This is a genomic window from Polaribacter dokdonensis, from assembly GCF_024362345.1.
Classification (GTDB): domain Bacteria; phylum Bacteroidota; class Bacteroidia; order Flavobacteriales; family Flavobacteriaceae; genus Polaribacter; species Polaribacter dokdonensis.
Genome location: NZ_CP101505.1, coordinates 1,097,378 through 1,119,180 on the forward strand (window position 1 = coordinate 1,097,378; position 21,803 = coordinate 1,119,180).

Sequence of the window (21,803 nt, forward strand, 5' to 3'; positions counted from 1 at the left end):
TTTACTTCATCAACTTTTTTAGTTGCACATACTGCAATAACATAATCGTTCTTGCATCTATAATTTCTTGGTTATCTATCATTTTCAAAGCTTCAATAAAATCAATCTCTAAAACTTCTATTTCTTCATCTTCTGCTACAACTCCTCCACCATTTTCTGTTTTATGATCTTCAGAATATTCGCCTACAAAAAGATGAACTTTCTCATTTACAATACCTGGTGATAAGAAAACAGTGCTTACTTTTTCTACAGTTTGTATTTTATAACCAACTTCTTCTTCAGTTTCACGAATGGCAGCCTTTTCTGGTGATTCATTTTTATCTATTGCTCCACCTACAACCTCCACTAAAAATCCATTTTGAATACTATGATTATAAACAGGTGCTCTAAATTGTTTAGACAAAACTACCTTGTTTGTTTTTGGGTTGTAAAGCAAAACAGCTATTCCATCACTTTTACCATACATTTCAAAAGATAATCTTTTAGAAGTGCCATTATTAAAATAATAATCGAAATTTAAGTCTTCTAACTTACCCCAATTATCAGATTTTAATGTTTTTGAGACATTACTAATTTTAGGTTTAGTTTCCATTATCAAAACTTTTTCTAGCTTCTAAATCTATATTTAATTGATTTACTCTTGCATCAACTTTACGTTTAAAATCGGTATCTGCAATGGTTGCAACATTATCTAAATAACGTACTACTTCTTGTCTTCTTATTTCAGAAAAATCTAAACCTTTCATGTTAGCTTTCATTAATTCTTGCAACATATTGAATTTGGTTTCATAATCTTTCTTGAAATACAAATCAGGATTTTCGAACCAATCTTTTTCTAAATCAAAATCTGTTAAACGTAATGAAATTGCAGACTGAATGTTTCTAACATCTCTTGATGAAAAGAAAGGAAATATCTTTTGAATCTCTTTATACAAACTCGAAAAGAACTCATGCTCATTTGCATTGTGTTTTTGACTTGCAATATCATAAGCCTCTAAAACTCTTGCTTCTGAAGGTTTTTCAATTGAATTTAAAATCTCTCCCATACTTTTGGTTAACCCTTGATCTTTTAAAAAATCGTAGTTTTTTGGGTTTTGCATATTCACAAAATCAGGAATTGTTTTTTCGAATTTCTTCCACCAAATATAATCTTGATCTAAAAAATCGTGTTCTGTTCTTGCTCCATCAATTTTAAATCTACCCTGAATTCTAGAAATTACAGCCTTGTCTAACATTTCTGGTAAGTTTGTAAATAAACCTACTGAAGAATTTCCGTAATTTACAGCATAAGCACCTTCTGTATATCTTAAGAAAACACCAATAACTTCTTTAACTCCTGCAGAAACTCCTTGTGCAGTTCTTTCTTGTAAATTATTTTCTGCATCATCAATTGGCGCAAAAATAATTTTTGTTGGGTCTTGCATTGGCTTCATCCATTCTACCATTTTTTCTGCAGAACCTCCTTGAAACGTAGAGATTAATGTATCTGGCATTGGATGAAATAAAAACGGAATATCTAAATTATCACAATGTTCTTTTAAACGAGTTGCAATGGCTGCAATTAGCATCGATTTTCCTGTACCTGGAATTCCATATCCCATAAAAACAGGCATAAATCCACCCAATTCTTGAAACGGATTTTTCTGTGTTTCAAAATCGTAACTCAACATTCTTTCTGTTAACCTACGTGCAAAATGTTTGGCATCTTTATTACCTACAATTTGCTCAAACTGAATTTTATTAAACTCAACACTTTTTGCAGTCCCAGCAAAAACATTTTCCCAACCAGAAACTGCAAAGTCTGAGTTTTCTAACTTATAAGTTCTATCAACAATAGTTTCAGTGTATTCTAAGCTACTTTTACGTAGTTGAATTTCATCAATTAAAGCTTCAAAATACACCACAGTAAAATCAATAACATCCTTATCAGATTTTATGATTTCTGGATGTCCTAAATATTTATCAAAGTAAAACAAAGCACAAGCAATACCTTTTAAAGGTGATAAAAATGATACTTCTGGAATACCAGCAAACTTTTGTTTCATCACAGATAAATCATCTGAAGCTGCTGGTTTTAAGTCATGTAAAATTTTATAGGCTGTTGCAAATAATTGAAACGCTGTTGCTGTTTGTAATTTACTTTCAAACTCTCTTTTTTGAGATGAATTCAATGCTGATTTACGTTCATTTAAAGCTGATAAACCTGAGGCATCATAATAAGAATCTTTAATCCAAACACCTAAAGTTAAGCCTTCTTGTAATGCAAATAAAGTCTGATTTAAGTTTACAGGAATTGCAATTGAGTCTGGCAATAATCGTTTTTTTAATGCTAAAACTGTTTTTGAAATTGATGTAATTTCTACAGAACTACCATTGTTTGCTCTAGATAAATACAATAAAATAGAATCGTCTTTACCTTCTTTATCTCTGCTTTTGGCTTTGTTACCTTGCTCCCATTGAACAGATTTTATGTAATCTGTAGCTTCATCACGAAGTACATCTAGTTCGTTTTGTTTTATTGGAAAAGTTGAATTGTGTTCCATTTGTATCTCTTTAAGCAAATTGAAATTTAGTCTTAAACTAAAAATCTTTCTTTTTCTTTTTCGTTATTATTTCAATTTTAAATCAGCCATTTGAATTGGCTCTTGAGCTAAATCATCTAAAGCTCTTGGAATTTGATTGTGCAGCAACTGAATAATTCTGTGAGGTGCAAACAAATATTTTTGTTGAAAAACATCACTCCATTTTTGCATAGTTTGTTTAGAGAAAAAACCGCCTTCTGTAAAGGTTTCTCCTGCAAAAACCTCATCTATTGTAACAGAAACTGCATAAGATTCTAGAGTTACTGTTTTATTAGAAATTCCGCTTAAAATTGCATGTGTAATTTGGTTTTCATCTTTAGCAAAAACATTATGTAATGGTCCTAAATCTATACGTTTGATGTGTTTAGGTTGAATGGCTGCCAATTTTCTGTCGATATTATAAGCCATTGTATCTAAAGACATTTCCCTATCTGCGCTTTCTTTTAACGTTTGATAAATTTTTTCTTTATCCTTTAGTGCGTTATTTCCATCATAATCAAAATACATAAAACAGATAAAAGGTCTATTATGACTTACATCGTAAAAACTCCAGCTGGTTACATAATCGTAATTTGCATCTTTTGGAGCATCTAAAATTTTACCTTGTACAAATCGATTAAAAATGTATTGTTTTTCTACTGATGTGTAATAAATTATTGATGACGCTTTAAATAATTCTGTTTTTTTAATAGGTTTTTTCTTTCGTAAAAGTGTATCTAAAAATTGCTCTTTTAAAATAGAAGTATCAACTAGCTTGTCTAAATACTGTTTTCTTAGCTCCAAATCATTATACAAATACCTAAATTCCAAATAATTAGGGAATCCTGAATCTGTTAAATCAACTTTCATATTATCTTCTTCATCATACATATATTTAATACGCATTGCTTCTATTGAGTACAAAAGCAAATCTGAATACTGCTTAAAGAAAATTATTTCTTGTTGATTACAAAGTTGGTTCTGCTGAATTCTAACAATGATTTCTTTTAATACAAAATCTACCATTTTATGATAAAAAACATATTGTTCTTTAGAATTTAGAACTGCAGAGTCTAAGGGAGTTGATATCATCTTTTATTTGAAAGTTGGCAGTTTTCAATTGTAAGTCTGCTGTGAACAGTCAAATACTGACTGTATACTGCAAACTAAACTACTGAATACTTATTTTAAGATAACATATCATCATCAGAAGAAACGTCCTTTTTAGGAGCTTCTGGTGTTGGTGCATCTTCTATTGTTGGAGTTTCTTTGTCTGCCTTATAGAAATCTTCGAAAATTTCTTTCATATCAATTCCATATCTGTCAGCAAAATTCTTTTGAATATCTCCATCTTTCTCTCTAATTTCTTGTAAAGCCTCTGCATAAGTGCTGTAAACACCATTCATTACCTTTTCGTGAACAGGAATATTATCCATCATTTCTTGACGAGCTCTAGCACTTGCAGAATGCATTGACGCTAAAGTTGCTCCTATATGCTCATCTGTTTTAACTCCTAAATGCTCTAAAATAGCCGCAAATTCTTGATCTGTTCTAGCCTTTAAAGCAACTACATAACCATCATAATACTTTAATCTTTCTTCAGTATCTGATTTTAATTTTGCTCTATGTGTTTGTAAATTAGAGCGTAAAGAAGTTAATACCTTAATAGTTAAATTATGTTTGTGTACAAAACTATCTTTTGAGGCAGCCAAAGTTGTATAGGCATTTTTAAGCCCTTCTAATTCTTCTACTTTCTGTTCTATAGTTGTTACTTTTCCAATAGCTTCTGAATACTCTGTAGACTGTTTGTCTGCAATTTCATCTAATTCTTGACGTGCTTGTTTTAGTAAAGCATACTGCTCTTCTAATTTTTCTTCGGTTTCTTTTTTCTTTTCAAGAGCTTTCGTATGGTTTTTAGAAGCTTCTACAATAGCTGTTTTTAACTTTTCTTCTACTTCTTTAATTTCTACCTCTCTATTTTTTAATCGGCTAACAGCTGCTTGAGATTTGTAAGAAAGCTCACTTAGTAAAGTTTGAATATCTGCGCTTTCTATGCGCTCTTGAAACATTGCTTTTGCTTTATTATCTGCACCTGCTCTAATTTTTTCTGCTTCAGCAAATTCTTGCTCCTCTTTTTTAATTTTAGATTTTCTACCCCAAAGATTATTCCACCAGGTATCTGGCTTATTTTGGGCATCTTCTAATTCTATTCTTGCTCTTTCTAATTCTTTTTGAGCATCATCTATAACTTTTTGTTCAGTAGGATTTAAGGCTGAAAATTTCTCGAACATAATACCAACTTCATCTTGGTAGTCTGTTAAATCTTTAATGGCATCTAATAGTGTAGTTCTATCTTTTTCTGCCATATGTACTACATCATCCAAGGTAGCATTTAATATTTTTTGACGTTTTTGAGGGTCATCTTCTTGCGCCAATTTAGATTTCATAGTATCTACAGCTTTGCCCCAATTAACATCTACCTTTTCTGTTTTTTCATTTGAGCTAGTTTCTAATAAATCAAATTCGTCTGCCATTTAATTAAGTTTTTTAGTTGAACAATTTTTGGATAAGCAATTTCGTTATTTTTTTTAATTAAAAGAAAAATAAGTTTAATTATATGTAGCAGAAATTGATGTGTTGTTACAGATAATTTATGTTTTCTTAAAAATCGTTACGAAAACACTATAAAACACCTCCATTTATCAGTGTTAAAAAAAATTAGTTTCGCTAGTTTTTAAATATATTTGACAATTGATATTCAAAAATCATTAAATGAAGAAATTATTATCGTTTTTAGTATTTTTAATGTGTGCTACTTCAGCATTTAGCCAATTAAGCAAAAAACACTTTATTCCACCATTAACCTCTACAGATGGTTTTACAGACCAATATATTTACATATCAACACCAAAAACAAATAATGTTTCTTATAAGATTACACCTGTTGGTAATTCTGATTTAGCTCAGTATTCTGGAATAGTTTCTAATGGTAGTCCTGTAGTTCAGGCTGTTTTAGATGAAAATGGAAATGAGGATTTTGATGACAATACTCAACTACACATTAATAGATTTAATATTAATAGTGTTATAAATAATAAAGGTTTTATAATTGAAGCTAATGATGTTATTTATGTATCAATAAGAGTGAGATCTGCATTAAGTGGAGGCGATAAATTTCATGCTGGAGCTTTGGTAAGTAAAGGTAGTTCAGCATTAGGAAATGAGTTTAGAATTGGAGGACTTGTAAGAGGTAGCACACCTGTAGATGGGCACATCACCTTTGCTTCTTTAATGGCTACAGAAGATAATACTATTGTAAATATTACGAATATACCAAGTGGTTTTGTGCAACCTAATGGATCAAGTATTCCTTCTGATATAATTTTAAACGAAGGAGAAAGCTTTATACTAGCTTCTAGAACAAATGCTGGATTTGAGTCGAAAGACATTATTGGTGGTTTAATATCTAGTGACAAACCTATAGTAGTTAATTCTGGATCTGCCACTGGAAGTTTTGGAAATAATAATGGTAGAGATTATGGGTTTGATCAAATTGTAGGAGCAGATAGAATTGGTAGCGAATATATCTTAGTAAGAGGAGCTGGTAATAATGATTGGGAAAACGCATTAGTTATTGCTCATGAAGACAATACTGAAATTTCGGTTAATGGAGGTAGTATTGCTAATTTAAGTGCTGGAGAATTTGTGGTTATTGAAGGTAATAGTTACAATACTAATGGTAATATGTATATTAATTCTTCTTTACCAGTATTTGTTTACCAAGGAATTGGTGGTCAAAGTGGAAGCGAAGCAAACCAAGGGTTATTCTTTGTACCACCACTTAGTTGTGAAAACAAAGGAAATGTAGATAATATAGCTGGAATAGATAAAATAGGTACAGCTGATTTTCCCGGAGGAGTAACAATTGTAACTAATAAAGGCGCTAACGTTTTAATAAATGGTCTAGACATTTCAACTTATTCACCTCAAGGACCTTCAGATGTTACTGGGAACCCTAATTATGTTACCTATAAAGTATCAGGCTTAAGTAGAAACATAAAAGTTGAAGGAGATCAAGAATTGTATTGTGCTTATTTTAATGCAAATGGATTTGCAGCCTCAGGTGCTTTTTACTCTGGTTTCCCATCAGCACCAGAAATTAGTTTTGATACAACTGTAGCAACTTTAGGTAGCTGTATTCCAAATGTTACGCTTCAAGCTGCAAACACAGATTTATTTGATAGCTTTGAATGGCAATTTTTTAATGAAACTACTAGTACTTGGGAGCAAAGAAGTACAACAGCAGATTACAAGCCAATAGAAAGTGAACCAGGTAAATACAGGCTAATTGGTACAATTAATTGTACTGGTGCTACCTTTAATTCAGTAGAAATTCCTGTGAGTATTTGTCCTGATGATTTTGACAATGATTTAATTATTGACAACGTTGATGTAGATTTGGATAACGATGGTATTTTAAATATCGATGAATCTTTAGGAGATGGTATTGTTAATTTTACAAACCTAACTAACCCAAGTATAGATGCTAGTGGTACTCCAATCTCTAACTTTTTAACAGGTAACCTTACAAGTGATGGAGATGTTAATTTTATAGGGAATACCAATGGTATTTTTACATCAACTATTAACGATAATAGCAGTGCAAACGCTTCTAATATTTATGAGTTAGAAAGTACAGAAAGCTTTAATTTTGAATTCACACAAGATGCTAATCAGCCACACACTGCAATAGAAGGTGTAGAATATGAGATTGGTATTGGCCCAGCAGCAAAGAATGTTACGTTAATCGATCCTGACAACATTTTATTAGTAGATACTAATTTTGACGGGCAATTTGAAGCAGATGTAGATAATTATTCTAGTTCTCTAATTCGTTTTAGATACAACCCATCACCAAATGGAAATACACCATTTAAATTTGTAGCCAATGATGTGGACAAAGTATTATTTTTACATACTGCAACATCAAATGTTACAAATTCTATCTTTAATGGTAACTTAAAACTCACCAATATTAGAATAGATTCTGATGGAGATGGAATTGAAGACGCTTTAGATCTAGATTCAGATAATGATGGGGTACCAGATCTTTTTGAAGCTGCAAACCAAAGTATTACTCTTTTAAATACAGATAACAATTTAGATGGTTTAGATGATGTTTTTAACACTGCAACTTTAGTAACAGATACAGATGGAGATGGAGTACCAAATCACTTAGACTTAGATTCTGATAATGATGGTATTTATGACTTAGTAGAATCTGGTTTTACAGTTACTGATGCAAACAATGATGGAATTATAGATAATGCAAATGCAGCCAATGTTGGTATAAATGGATTATTAGACACACTAGAAAGCACAGCAGACTCAGGTGTTTTAGCAACCCCTTTAAGAAACTCTGATGCCACTTCTATAGTAACTGCTAATAAAGATGCTATTTTCGATTTTGCTGATTTAGAATCAGATGGAGATGGTTGTTTTGATGTTATTGAGGCTGGTTTTACTGGAAATGGCTCAGGTATTTTATTTGCTAACCCTTTTGCTGTAGATTCAAATGGTTTAGTAATTAATAATACAGATGGGTACACAGCACCTAATGCAGATTATACGATTAGTGCTCCAATTGTAATAAACTCTTTTGTAGATCCTGTTTTCTGTGAATTGGATACAGATATTATGACTATTGATTCTAATGCTGATGGTTTTCAATGGCAAGTTTCTACAGATGGCACTACTTGGACTAGCTTAGTTGATGATGCCACTTATAATGGAGTAACTACTCAAGACTTACAGATAACAAATACTCCTCTTACCTTCAATAATAACCAATACAGAGTATTATTGAGCAGAACAGGAAACACTTGTACTGAAGAAGCATCTAGCACAGTTACGCTTTCAGTTAATCCATTACCAATTATTAAAAATAATCCATCAGAAATTAATCAATGTATAGATGCTAGTGATACAAATCCAACAGTAAATTTAACAACTGCAGAAGATAATATTTCTGAAACTGCTGGCATCACTTTTGAATATTTTACAGATATCAATGGAACTAATCAAATTACAGACCCAACTTCATATCCTGTTTCAGTAAATACAGTAGAAGTGGTTTACGTTAGTGTAATTTCTGATCAAGGTTGTTCTAATGGTTTAGTTGAGCTAAGAGTTAATGTGGGGCAAACTCCAGATAATCCTTACAATGATATTCAACCACCTGTTTGTGACGATCTTTTAGATGCTGATGGTAATGATACTCCAGGTTCTAATGATGATACTGATTTTATCACCAATTTTTCTTTAGATAGAGATGCAATCATCAATAGTATAAATCCGCCTGCAAATACAGAAGTATTTTTCTTTGAAAACTCTACTGATAGAAATAATTCTTTAAATGAAATTGATATTACTGCTTATAGAAATGATATCAATAAAATAGACATTACTACAATACCAGAAGGAATTCAGTTCCCTATTTATTATAAAATCATCAGTACAATTAATAACGATTGTCAAGGTTTAGGAGAATTCTTTTTACAAGTCCATGCAGTTCCTCAGGCTACTACAGTTGCTGACATAGAAGAATGTGATGATGCATTATCTGGTAATACAGCAGATGGTAGAAATGCAGCTATTAACTTAAGAGATAAGGTTGATGAAATTTTAGGTACAGGACAAACTGAAGCTGATTATAGTGTAACTTTTCACACTACAGAAAATGGCTCAATGAATAATACAGATGTCATTACAAATGACACGAATTATACCAATGAAGTTCAAAGTGGTTTTACTGCTGGTACAACTAACGAACAAACTATTTATGTAAGAGTACAAAACAGAACTGGAAGCATGTGTTACAATGCGAATACATCTTTCAAAATAATCATACAACCAATACCTACAGTACCTGCAAATGTACCAGATTTAATGGTTTGTGATGTAGTAACACCTTTTGATGCAGATCCTAGAAATAGAATAGCACAGAATATCGATTTAACAGAAAGAGAATCAGATATTTTAGATAATAGAACTGGTTTAGTTGTAGAATATTATATTTCTCAAACAGATGCAGAAAATAGAACAAATTCAATTTCAGACCCATCTAATTTTCAAAATACAACTGCAGAAACTTCATTTCCAGCAGACTTTAATTCAGATGATCCAGGTATTCAAACCATCTTCTTTATCATAGTTGATGAAACTGGTTTACAGTGTCCATCAGTATTTTCTACTTTTCAATTATTAGTATATCCAGAGCCATCTATAAATCCTGTAGGTGTATTATCTGAATGTGATAATGATGATGATGGAGATGATGCAAATGGAATTATTCAAACAATAGATTTAGATAGTAAAATTCCAGAAGTTTTAGGGGCAAGTAGAAATGTTAGCGACTTTAATGTTACCTTTCATAGTTCTCAAGCTGAAGCTACTTCAGGCGCGAATCCTTTAGCATCACCTTATACAAATTCAAGTAGTACAGAAACCATTTACATTAGAGTTCAGAATAAACAAACGATGTGTGTAAATGACGATGCAAGTTTTGAGTTAATCGTAAATCCATTACCAAATTTTACAGTAACTACTCCTCAAATATTATGTTTAAATGATATTCCTCATAACATTGGTGTAGAAAATCCTGCTGATAATTATACCTATGTTTGGACAGATGAAAATGGAACAGTATTAAATACTACTTCTGTAGATAATATAGATATTTCTGAAGGAGGAAGATACAAAGTAACTGCAACTACTACAGATGGCACTATGTGTTCTAGAGAAGAAACTATAGAAGTAAATGAGTCTAATATAGCCACTTTAGAATCGAGCTTTGTTACTATTGTAGATGAGTCAAATAATTTAGGAAGCACCAACAATTTGTCTATTTCTATAGATATTATTAATAATGATTTAGGTCCTGGAGACTATCAATTTGCAGTGGTTAATACAGATGATAATACTAGAATTCCTTTTATTGGTTTTCAAGATGAACCTCTTTTCGAGAATTTAGAAGGTGGTATTTATCAAATTATTGTAAATGATAAAAATGGATGTTCTCCAGATACAACTTTACTAGTATCTGTAATTCAATTTCCAAAATTCTTTACACCAAATGGAGATAATAATAACGATACTTGGGTTGTAAAAGGAGCCAATCAAACTTTTTATCCAAATGCTAGTATTAACATCTTTAATAGATTTGGTAATCTGGTTGCGCAAGTGCCTATTGATGGGAATGGTTGGGATGGAACATATAATGGAAAATTACTACCTTCTGATGATTATTGGTACAATGTAACACTAGTACCTGCAGACACAACAAAACCAACAATTAACAAGAAAGGAAACTTTTCTTTACTGAGAAAATAAGGTTATGAAAACCTATTTAACTCTTTTATGTCTTTGTCTAAGTTTAAGCTTTACAGCTCAGAATGAAACCATTTATTGGTATTTTGGTAACAGAGCAGCTTTAAATTTTGACAAAGGTGAATTAGAGGTTTTGGGTGACAGTGCTATGGATGCTCCATTTGGCTCTGCTTCTATTGCTAATGAAGATGGTCTTTTAATGTTCTATTCAGATGGAGCTACTGTTTGGAATAGAAATCATGAAATTATGGAAAATGGAAGTGGTCTTGCTGGAGACCCTAACAATTTTCAATCGGCGATAATTGTACCTAAACCAGGTACAAATGATGTTTACTATTTGTTTTATGCACGCTCAGAAAACTCTACAAATCCTTTAGTAACTGCTGGTTCTTTTTATTCTGAAATAGAATTCTCAAATGAATTTCCTTTGGGTAAAGTAGTTACAAAGAATGGTTTTTTAGATTCTAATGCTCCATCAGAAAAATTAACTGCTGTTCATCATAAAAGTGGAGAATCTTTTTGGCTACTAATTCTTACAGCAGCAAATTCAGATCCAGAAGAATTAAAGACAATTTTTAAAGCTTACCCAATAACAGATGCTGGTATTAATTTTAATGCAAGAGTAACCAATTTAGATTTTGGAATTGAGCAATTAGGAGCCATGAAATTTTCTGTAGATGGTAAGAAACTGATTGTGGCCAGTAAAACTACAAGTCAAAATACGAGGTATGTACATTATTTTGAGTTTAATAATGAAACAGGAGAAATTACATTTAATAGAAATTTATTAATAGATCCTCCAGGTGCAAATTGGCCTCCAAAAGGAATTGAAGTTTCACCTAATGGACAATTTGTTTATATAAGTTTTGATGCAGGAAATAATGATGGAATTTTTCAATATGAAATAGATGGTCCAGGAGCACAAGAAGATGCTAGAGCAATCTTATATTTTAGACCAAATATTGTAGTAGAGAGTTTACAACTGGCCAATGATCAAAAAATTTATGTTGCCTTAAGCTTTGAGAATGATGATAGTACAATTTTAGGGGTAATTAACGAACCAAATGAAAAAAGCATACTTGCCAACTATACACCTTTATCACCAGAATTAAATCCAGGTACTTCTAAGAAAGGTTTACCTAATTTTATACAATCTTATTTTGCATCAAAAATTGTAACGGAAAACCAATGTTTTGTAGATCCTTTTACATTTTCTAGCACTTCTTATGCTACTATTTCAGATGCTGTATGGGATTTTGGTGATGGAAATTCTGGAACAGGAATTTCTACAACCCATACTTACAATGCTCCTGGAGAGTATACTGTAAAAGGAGTTTTAACTGTGGGCTCAAAAAAGGTAACAGTTTACAAAGTAGTAGAAGCTTATGCTTTACCTGTTTTAATTCCAAATCAAGAATTAATTGAATGTGATGAAGACTCAGATGGACTCTCTATTTTTAATTTGTTTTCAATCACGCCTAAAATCACAAATCCAGCTTTAAACGAAGAGTTATTTTTCTATTTATCACAAAGTGATTTAGATAATGATATTCCAATCTCAAATCCTGAAAACTTTCAAAATACAGTACAAAATCAAGAGATTTTTGTGAAAGCTGTTAATGAGAATGGTTGTTTTGAAAGTACATCATTTATTATTACTGCTAGATTTGTAGACTTAGCTAATATTGAAAATTTTTATGTTTGTGAAGATTCAGATGGAGTTGTTGGTGATGCTAAAGGTCTTTTTGATAGCGATTTTTTAGCAGCTTCAATTCGTAATCAATTAAATATTCCAACATCAACTTTATTGTCTTTTTATCCTACCTATTTAGATGCTCAGACAAACCTAAATGAGTTCGATACTAATTTTACATCTACCTCAGGTACTATTTATGTAAAAGCACAAGAAGCTGATTTATCTTGTGGAGGAATTCAAGGCTTTAATATTGTTGTAAATGCGACTCCTCCTATCAATTTACAAGATAGTTACACTATTTGTTTTGATCCGAGTGTAAAACCACCTGTAATTGTATCTGCGAATGCATTTAATGATAGTTTTGAATGGAAAAATGCAAATGGAGATATTGTTAGTACAGATCAAGACTTTGAATTAAATCAAGTTGGTCAATTCTCACTTACAGTATATAAATTAGAGAATGGTATTCTATGTTCTAATATTAAAAATTTCGAAGTTGTAAATCCTCCTATTCCAAGCTTTGGTGATATCATCGTAAATACAGAAGATGAAAAAAACAACACGATTACAGTAAACATAAATGGGAACAGCAGCTATGAATTTTCTCTAAACAATGTTGATTTTTTTGGAGATGCTAACAATTATTTTTTTTCGAACGTAGATGCTGGTTTACAAACCATTTATGTGAGAGACACTAATACTTGTGAGCAATCTATACAAATAAACGTATCTGTAATTGGGTTTAAGAAATACTTTACTCCAAATGGAGATGGAGAAAATGATTTTTGGAATGTTAAAGGTTTAGATAAAACATCTTTTAAATCGATAGATGTACAAATATTTGATAGGTTTGGAAAACTAATTTATTCCATCACAAATTTTGATGCTCTTGGTTGGAATGGTTCTTATAATGGTAAAAACCTTAATTCTAATAACTTTTGGTTTAAAGCCAAAATAGTAGATAAAGATGATAATGAAATAAACGAATCTGGAAATTTTAGTTTAATTAGAGACTAAAATAAAACCATAAAAAAACACCAAAACAAATTCATGTTTTGGTGTTTTTATTTTATTTAGCCAGCAATTATTTCAATCTCTTTTTAACTGCTACTTCTTTGTATGCTTCTATAACATCACCTTCTTGAATGTCATTATAGTTCTTAACTTGTAAACCACAATCATATCCTTTAGCAACTTCTTTAACATCGTCTTTAAAACGTTTTAATGAAGTTAAAACACCATCATGAACTACAATTCCATCTCTAATAATTCTAATCTGAGAATCTCTAAAGATTTTACCAGACATTACCATACAACCTGCAATGTTACCGACCTTAGAAATTTTATAAACTTCTCTAATTTCTACATTACCAGTAACCTCTTCTTTCATTTCAGGAGATAACATTCCTTCCATGGCATCTTTAAGGTCATTAATTGCATCGTAAATAATAGAATAAGTTCTAATATCTACTTCTTCTCTGTCTGCTACAGCTCTAGCATTTCCTTGAGGTCTTACATTAAACCCAACAATAATTGCATCTGAAGCAGTTGCTAGTAATACATCACTTTCTGTAATGGCACCAACACCTTTATGTAAAATATTAACTTGAATTTCTTCTGTAGATAATTTTTGAAAAGAGTTTGTTAACGCTTCTACAGAACCATCCACATCTCCTTTTAAGATAATGTTTAATTCCTTGAAATCTCCAAGAGCAATACGTCTTCCAATCTCGTCTAATGTTAAAGTTTTCTGAGTTCTTACAGATTGTTCACGTTGTAATTGAGAACGTTTTGTTGCAATTTGTTTTGCTTCTCTTTCATCATCAAATACTAAGAACTTATCACCTGCTTGAGGAGCACCATCTAAACCTAGAATCGATACTGGTGTAGAAGGCCCTGCTTTTTTCAGTTTCTTACCTTTATCATTAAACATAGCTTTTACTTTTCCACTATGTTTACCAGCAAGAATATAATCACCAACTTTTAAAGTACCTGCTTGTACTAAGATTGTTGTAACATAACCTCTACCTTTATCTAACTGTGCTTCTACTACAGTACCAACTGCATTTTTATTAGGATTAGCTTTTAATTCTAATACTTCTGCTTCTAATAATACTTTTTCTAAAAGTTCATCAACTCCTTGACCTGTTTTTGCTGAAATATCTTGAGATTGGATAGTTCCACCCCATTCTTCAATCAACAAATTCATTTGAGATAATTGTGTCTTTACATTATCAGGATTTGCATTTGGCTTATCAATCTTATTAATTGCAAAAATAATTGGCACACCAGCTGCTTGAGCATGAGAAATAGCTTCTTTTGTTTGTGGCATTACATCATCATCTGCTGCTGCAACAATAATTACTAAATCTGTTACCTGAGCACCTCTTGCACGCATTGCAGTAAAGGCTTCGTGACCAGGAGTATCTAAAAATGCAATTTTTTGATCTCCTACATTTACAGAATACGCTCCAATATGTTGCGTAATTCCTCCACTTTCACCTTCAATTACATTTGCATTTCTAATATAATCTAAAAGAGATGTTTTACCATGATCTACGTGACCCATTACAGTAATGATTGGAGCACGAGTTTCTAAATCTTCTGGTTTATCTTCTACTTCTTCTATAGACTCTTCTACTTCTGCACCAACAAATTCTACTTTGTAATTAAACTCTTCAGCAACAATTACTAATGTTTCAGCGTCTAAACGTTGATTCATTGTAACCATCATTCCTAAAGACATACATGCAGAGATAATGTTAGTTACAGGAACATCCATCATTGTAGCAACCTCACTTACAGTAACAAACTCTGTTACTTTTAAGATTTTATTGTCTAATTCTTGTGCTTCTAATTCTGCTTCAGATTGTTCTCTTCTAGCATCACGTTTATTTCTACGATATTTAGCACCTTTACCTTTAGAAGATTTCCCTTGTAATTTCTCAAGAGTTTCTCTTACTTGTTTTTGGATTTCTGCTTCTGTAGGCTCTTCCTTTTTTACAGGAGTTCTACTATTAGCTCTTCCTCTAGGTCCTGTTCCTCTTGGTCTATTACTAGCACCTCTATTTCCTGTAGGTCTTCCTACTCCACCTCCACCAGGTTTGCTAATACGTTTACGCTTCTTTTTAGCATCTGCACCTGTTTTCTTAACCTCAGTTTTCTTCTTCTTAGGTTTTTCAAATTGTTTTAAATCAATTTTCTTACCTGTAAAGTTTGGACCATCTAACTTTTTATATTGAGTTTTAATAGCTTCAGCATTTTCTGGTGTAACTTCACCAGTTTTTTCATCTGCTTTTTCAGCATCAGATTTACCTTCTATTTTACTCTCTATTTTAGAAGCTACCTTTTCTATTGCAGAAACAGGTTTTGCCTTTTCTACTTTTTTAGTTTCTTTTGGAGCTTCTACTTTTGGTTCAACAGGTTTTTCTGCTTCAACCTTTTTCTCAGTTTCTGCTTCTATCTTTTTTGGTGCTTCTTCTTTAGGCTCTTCTTTAGCTGGCTCAGGCTTTTCTGTAGGCTTTTTACCTGCATTATCGATATCGATTTTACCAACTGTTTTAAGCTCTAACTTTTCTGCTTTGGCTTTAAGAATTTCTTCTTTCTTCTCTTCTTCTGCTCTTTTCTTCTCTAACTTAGCTTCAAGTTCTAAACGAATTGCTTCTTTCTCTTTTCGCTTTTCTTCTCCAACCTCTTTTGATGCAGCTTTCTTGTTTGCATCTGTTTCGAAGCCATCTTGCAGCACTTGATAGATATCAGAAGAAATTTTAGTAGTTGGTCTTGCTTCTATTTCATGACCATTCTTTGCTAAATATTCAACTGCTCTATCAAGAGAAATGTTTAGTTCTCTTAAAACTTTATTAAGCCTCATTGTTTTGCCTACAGACATATAATTCTTTTAACTTTATAATTGTAAAAATATAATTTTTACTTTGTTTCTATACTATAATTAGTCTTCGAATTCCTCTTTAAGAATTCTTTGAACTTCTATAATTGTTTCTTCCTCTAAATCAGTTCTTTTTACTAATTCTGCAACAGTTGTTTCTAGTACGCTTCTTGCAGTATCTAAACCAATTTTCTTGAACTCTGTAATTACCCAGTCTTCAATTTCATCAATAAATTCTGTTAACTCTACATCTTCTTCTTCTAAACCTTCTCTTTGAACGTCTATTTCGTAACCAGTTAACTCACTTGCTAATCTAATATTAACACCACCTCTACCAATTGCTTTAGAAACTTCTTCTGGTTTTAAAAGTACGCTTACACGTCCTTTTTTACCATTTTTTTCTTCTTCATACATGGTAATTTCCATAGAAGTTACCTTAGCAGGGCTTAATGCTCTAGAGATAAATAATTGTTCGTTTTTAGTGTAATTGATAACATCTATGTTTTCGTTTCCTAATTCACGAACAATACCATGAATTCTTGAACCTTTTACACCTACACAAGCTCCAACAGGATCTATTCTATCATCATAAGAATCTACAGCTACTTTTGCTTTTTCACCTGGAATTCTTGCAACACCTTCTACAGTAATTAAACCGTCAAAAACTTCTGGAATTTCTTGTTCGAATAATTTATTTAAAAATGCTGGTGATGTTCTTGATAAAATTATAGCAGGTTTATTACCTCTTAATTCTACAGTTTTAATAACACCTCTAACATTATCTCCTTTTCTAAAAAAGTCAGAACGTATTTGCTCACTTTTTGGTAATACAATTTCATTACCTTCATCGTCTAACAAAATAATTGCATTGTGACGTATGTGATGCACTTCTGCACTAAATAATTCGCCTTCTAAATCTTTAAATTGCTTAAAGATGTTAGTACTATCATGCTCATAAATCTTAGAAATTAAGTTTTGACGCAAAGCTAAAATTGCTCTTCTTCCTAAGTCGATTAATTTAACCTCTTCAGATACATCTTCTCCAATCTCAAAATCAGGCTCAATTTTTCTAGCTTCAGAAAGCTCAATCTCTTCATTATCATCTTCAGAAAAACCATCTGCAACAACAACTCTATTTCTCCAAATTTCTAAATCTCCTTTATCTGGGTTTATAATAATATCAAAATTATCATCTGAACCAAACTTACGTTTTAAAGCAGCTCTAAAAACTTCTTCTAAAATAGACATTAATGTTACTCTGTCTATACTCTTATTATCTTTAAACTCTGAAAACGAATCAATTAACGCTATATTTTCCATTACATCTTTACTTAAAATACAATCTTCACTTTTGCTTCTTTAATTTCTTTATAAGTTAAAGTTGCCGATTTTTGCACGGTAACTTTACCTTTACCTATTGGTTTCGGTTCTCTTGCTTTCCAGTTCAGCACAATCTTTTCATCATCTGCCTCTACAAGAGTTCCTTCTAATTTATCTTCTGCAGTTGTTACTTTTAATATTCTATTGATATTTTTTACGTACTGCCTTTTTTCTTTTAATGGATGAGAAATATCTGGAGTTGTAACTACTAAAGAAAAATCTTCTTCTTCTCTATCTAAATTATGCTCTACATTTCTACTAATTCTAATGCATTCACTTAAAGGAACACCATTATCACCATCTACTGTAACTTGAATTTTATTATTCTCAGAAATTATTAAATCAATTAAAAATAGACTTTCGTTTAAGGCTAAAGCTTCGTCTACTAAATCTTTAATTTTTTTATAATCCATATGAAAACTTAATATTAGCTTAAAAATATTCTTTTTGAGTATAAAAAGAGGGGACTTTAAGTCCCCTCATTTATCAAATTACTGCTAAATTCTGTGCAAATATACGAATTGTTTACTATTTAGCAAACTGAATTATATTCTAATTTTTTCGTAACTTTAAATTATACATTTAATTAAAATCAACCAAATCAGTTATGAATAAAATAATAGTTCCTATCGATTTTTCTAAAAGATCTGAATATGCATGCAAAATGGCATCTAGAATTGCTAAAAAATCTAATAGTACAGTTTACTTATTACATATGATAGAATTACCTTCTGGCGTTATTGACATGGGTGCTAGAAGCAAATTTAGCATTCCTGAAAGCATGTTGTACTTGCGTAAAATTAGAGATAGAATTCTAGAATTTAAAACTGATTTTTTTGATGAAAGTTATGAAGTTCATCATGCCATTCGTTTTCAAAAACCTTATGAAGGCATTTTACAATATGCAGATAAAATTAAAGCAGATTTAATAGTAATGGGTTCTAAAGGGCATTCTGAGTTTGAAGAAATCTTAATTGGCTCTAACACAGAAAAAGTGGTTAGAAGAGCAAACATACCTGTTATTGTTGTAAAGAAAGATTCTAAAAAGTTTAGAATTAAAAATATTGTTTTTGCATCTAATTTTAAAAACAACAGCAAAAAGGAAGTGTTTCGAAAATTCTTAGATTTTGCCGATCACTTTAATAGTGAAATTCACCTATTAAAAGTAACTACGCCTACTAAATTTGAAAGCACTCATGATGCTACTCAAAAAATTGAAGATTTTATTAAGGAGTTTGATTTACCTAAATTCTCTATCAATATTTATAATGATGCTTCTATAGAAAAAGGAATTTTAAATTTCTCTAGAGATTTGAATGCAGATTTAATTGCACTTAGCACAAGTGGCAGAAGTGGTTTATCTCATTTATTTTCTGCAAGTGTAACTAAATCATTATCAAAAAAGGCTTTAAAACCAATTTTGACGATTAAAGCCTAATCTTTAATTTTTTATTGATTGAGAAAATGGAATTCTATTAACAATAGATCTACCTAATGTTACTTCGTCTGCATATTCTAGTTCGTCTCCAACAGAAATTCCACGAGCTATTGTAGAAGTAGTTATGTTATACTTTTCGATCTGTTTGTATATGTAAAAGTTAGTGGTATCACCTTCCATAGTAGAACTCAAGGCAAAAATTAATTCTTTAATAACTCCTTTTTCTACCTTTTCAATTAAAGAATCTATTTGCAGGTTTTGAGGACCAATACCTTCTATTGGCGATATTTTTCCTCCTAACACATGATACAATCCTTTAAATTGAGAAGTACTTTCTATAGCCATAACATCTCTAATATCTTCTACCACACAAACAATTTCCTCATTTCGTTTGGGGTTATTGCAAATATCACAAAGTACAGTATCTGATATATTATGACAGTTTTCACAAGATTTTACATCATTCCTCAAGTGCAACAAAGCCTCAGACAAATAGCTAGTATTTTCTTTAGGCTGTTTTAACAAATGTAAAACCAAACGCAAAGCAGTCCGTTTACCAATACCTGGCAATCGTGAAACTTCATTTACTGCATTCTCTAAAATTTTCGATGAAAAATCCATAGAGAACAAAATTACAACTTCCGTAGAAAAAAGACGAAAGAAAAAAGACAAAAGACTATATTCGTAAATGATAATTGAACATTCGTAATTCACTATGCAACCACTTCATATTCTACTTTTAATTATTGGTTATTTTTCTGTATTAATTCTAATTTCTTATCTAACAGGTAAATCTGCAAACAATGCTACTTTTTTTAAGGCCAACAATTCATCTCCTTGGTATTTAGTTGCTTTTGGTATGATTGGAGCTTCATTATCTGGAGTAACTTTTATTTCTGTTCCTGGCTGGGTAGAAGCGCAAAGTATGAGCTACATGCAAATGGTTCTTGGTTACATAGTAGGTTATGCTGTAATTGGCTTAGTACTATTACCTCTTTACTATAAATTAAATTTGACCTCTATTTACACCTACCTACAAGATAGGTTTGGTAATTACTCTTACAAAACTGGTGCTAGTTACTTTTTACTCTCCAGAATTATAGGAGCTTCTTTTCGATTATTTTTAGTTGCTAATGTGCTGCAATTATTATTATTTGATGAATTTGGAATCCCATTTTGGATAACTGTTACTTTTACTATTCTTTTAATTTGGCTTTATACTTTCAAAGGAGGTATAAAAACCATTGTCTGGACAGATACACTACAAACTTTATTTATGCTAATAGCTGTAGGAGTTTGTATATATACGATATCTGATGAAATGCAAATTGGTAACTTATTTAATTATGTAGCCGATAGTGAATTATCTAAAACCTTCTTTTTTGATGATGTAAAATCTGGAGACTATTTTTGGAAGCGATTTCTTGCAGGTGCTTTTGTAGCTATTGTAATGACGGGTTTAGACCAAGATATGATGCAAAAGAATCTTACCTGTAGAAATTTAAAAGATGCTCAAAAAAACATGTTTTGGTTTACAATTGTTTTAGTAATAGTAAACTTCTTCTTTTTAGCTTTAGGAGTTTTACTTACAGACTATGCTCAAAAAAACGGAATTGATGCTCACAAAGACGAACTCTTTCCAATTATTGCAACAAAAGGAACTTTAGGCTTAGCAACAGCTATATTTTTCCTTCTAGGTTTAATTGCAGCTGCCTACTCAAGTGCAGACTCTGCATTAACCTCGTTAACCACATCATTTAGTATTGATATTCTTGAAATTGACAAGAAAGAAACTGTTGAAAATCAGGAAAAAATTCGAAAAAAAATACACATAATATTCTCTGTAATCTTAATTGTTACCATTCTAATATTCAAATATTTTATAGCTGATGAAAGTGTGATTGCTAAGATTTTCACATTCGCAAATTACACTTATGGACCGCTTTTAGGTTTATATGCTTTTGGTTTATTTTCAAAGCTGAAATTAAAGGATAAATGGGTTCCATTAGTCTGTATTTTATCGCCAATAATTACCTATTTACTAAATTATATTTGCTTAGAATTTTATGATTTTAGCTTCGGATTTGCATTACTTATAGTTAACGGACTCGTCACTTTTATAGGTCTTTATATTATAAAAAACAGCAAAAAAAAGGCAATTATTATCTGATTATCAGTGCTTTAATGAAAAGTTATTAACATTATTTTAAACGTAAATACCTGTTTTTCAGGTGTTTATATGATTTAATATGATTTTTTGTTAATTTCTTAGCATCTAAGCTAATAACTAATACTTTAAAATGTTAAATTTGCATTCTTATAAGAAGTTACTTTTAAATTAATGAGATTTCCCCAGCTCAGCAATTTACCCCTCATTGAACTTTTCATAAGCGAGTAAAAATCGTTTATTGTTCAGTTATCGAAATAATACTGCCCTTGAACGAAAAAAAGCAC

Annotated in this window: 12 protein-coding genes; 4 read left to right on the forward strand and 8 right to left on the reverse strand. The window is 31.2% G+C overall.

Features of this window, described 5'->3' with window-relative positions; genetic code table 11:
* Nucleotide 1: 1 nt before the first annotated feature.
* The 4 genes from LPB302_RS05110 to LPB302_RS05125 form a co-directional block, all read right to left on the reverse strand.
* Nucleotides 2-592: an NUDIX domain-containing protein gene (locus LPB302_RS05110; protein ID WP_053975232.1), complete on the reverse strand. Its 591-nt coding sequence runs from the start codon at nucleotides 590-592 to the stop codon at nucleotides 2-4.
* Nucleotides 582-2,543, reverse strand: a complete 1,962-nt coding sequence (locus LPB302_RS05115; protein ID WP_053975233.1) for an AAA family ATPase — start codon at nucleotides 2,541-2,543, stop codon at nucleotides 582-584. Before LPB302_RS05115 ends, LPB302_RS05110 begins: the two co-directional genes overlap by 11 nt.
* 66 nt (nucleotides 2,544-2,609) lie before the next feature.
* Nucleotides 2,610-3,653 carry a hypothetical protein gene (locus LPB302_RS05120; protein WP_053975234.1) on the reverse strand — a complete coding sequence of 348 codons (1,044 nt, stop codon included), beginning with the start codon at nucleotides 3,651-3,653 and terminating at the stop codon, nucleotides 2,610-2,612.
* 95 nt (nucleotides 3,654-3,748) lie between these two features.
* Nucleotides 3,749-5,095, reverse strand: a complete 1,347-nt coding sequence (locus LPB302_RS05125; RefSeq protein ID WP_053975235.1) for a hypothetical protein — start codon at nucleotides 5,093-5,095, stop codon at nucleotides 3,749-3,751.
* Nucleotides 5,096-5,333: 238 nt separating this feature from the next.
* On the opposite strand from LPB302_RS05125, the gene LPB302_RS05130 reads away from it, so the two are divergent.
* Complete coding sequence (locus LPB302_RS05130; protein ID WP_053975236.1) at nucleotides 5,334-10,952, forward strand: FIDD domain-containing protein; 5,619 nt, start codon at nucleotides 5,334-5,336, stop codon at nucleotides 10,950-10,952.
* A gap of 4 nt (nucleotides 10,953-10,956) precedes the next feature.
* Nucleotides 10,957-13,662, forward strand: coding sequence for a T9SS type B sorting domain-containing protein (locus LPB302_RS05135; RefSeq protein WP_053975237.1), 2,706 nt, complete (start codon nucleotides 10,957-10,959; stop codon nucleotides 13,660-13,662).
* Nucleotides 13,663-13,729: 67 nt separating this feature from the next.
* Here the strand turns inward: LPB302_RS05135 and infB are convergent, their stop codons facing one another.
* The 3 genes from infB to rimP are packed head-to-tail and all read right to left on the reverse strand — an operon-like array spanning nucleotide 13,730 to nucleotide 18,324.
* The gene (gene infB / locus LPB302_RS05140; RefSeq protein WP_053975238.1) at nucleotides 13,730-16,534 is read right to left on the reverse strand and encodes a translation initiation factor IF-2; all 2,805 of its coding nucleotides are present in this window, start codon (nucleotides 16,532-16,534) and stop codon (nucleotides 13,730-13,732) included.
* Between the two features lie 60 nt (nucleotides 16,535-16,594).
* On the reverse strand, nucleotides 16,595-17,851 hold the full coding sequence (nusA, locus tag LPB302_RS05145) for a transcription termination factor NusA (RefSeq protein WP_053975239.1): 1,257 nt from the start codon (nucleotides 17,849-17,851) through the stop codon (nucleotides 16,595-16,597).
* Nucleotides 17,852-17,862: 11 nt separating this feature from the next.
* Nucleotides 17,863-18,324 (reverse strand): ribosome assembly cofactor RimP, encoded by a 462-nt coding sequence (gene rimP, locus LPB302_RS05150; RefSeq protein ID WP_053975240.1) that lies wholly within the window; start codon nucleotides 18,322-18,324, stop codon nucleotides 17,863-17,865.
* A 194-nt stretch (nucleotides 18,325-18,518) separates the two neighbouring features.
* On the opposite strand from rimP, the gene LPB302_RS05155 reads away from it, so the two are divergent.
* Nucleotides 18,519-19,349: a universal stress protein gene (locus tag LPB302_RS05155; protein ID WP_053975241.1), complete on the forward strand. Its 831-nt coding sequence runs from the start codon at nucleotides 18,519-18,521 to the stop codon at nucleotides 19,347-19,349.
* A gap of 3 nt (nucleotides 19,350-19,352) precedes the next feature.
* Here the strand turns inward: LPB302_RS05155 and recR are convergent, their stop codons facing one another.
* Entirely contained in the window at nucleotides 19,353-19,970 is a 618-nt protein-coding gene (recR, locus tag LPB302_RS05160) for a recombination mediator RecR (protein WP_053975242.1), read from the reverse strand.
* 94 nt (nucleotides 19,971-20,064) lie between these two features.
* Between recR and LPB302_RS05165 the strand changes: the two genes are divergently transcribed.
* Entirely contained in the window at nucleotides 20,065-21,519 is a 1,455-nt protein-coding gene (locus LPB302_RS05165) for a sodium:solute symporter (protein WP_053975243.1), read from the forward strand.
* Nucleotides 21,520-21,803: the final 284 nt, after the last annotated feature.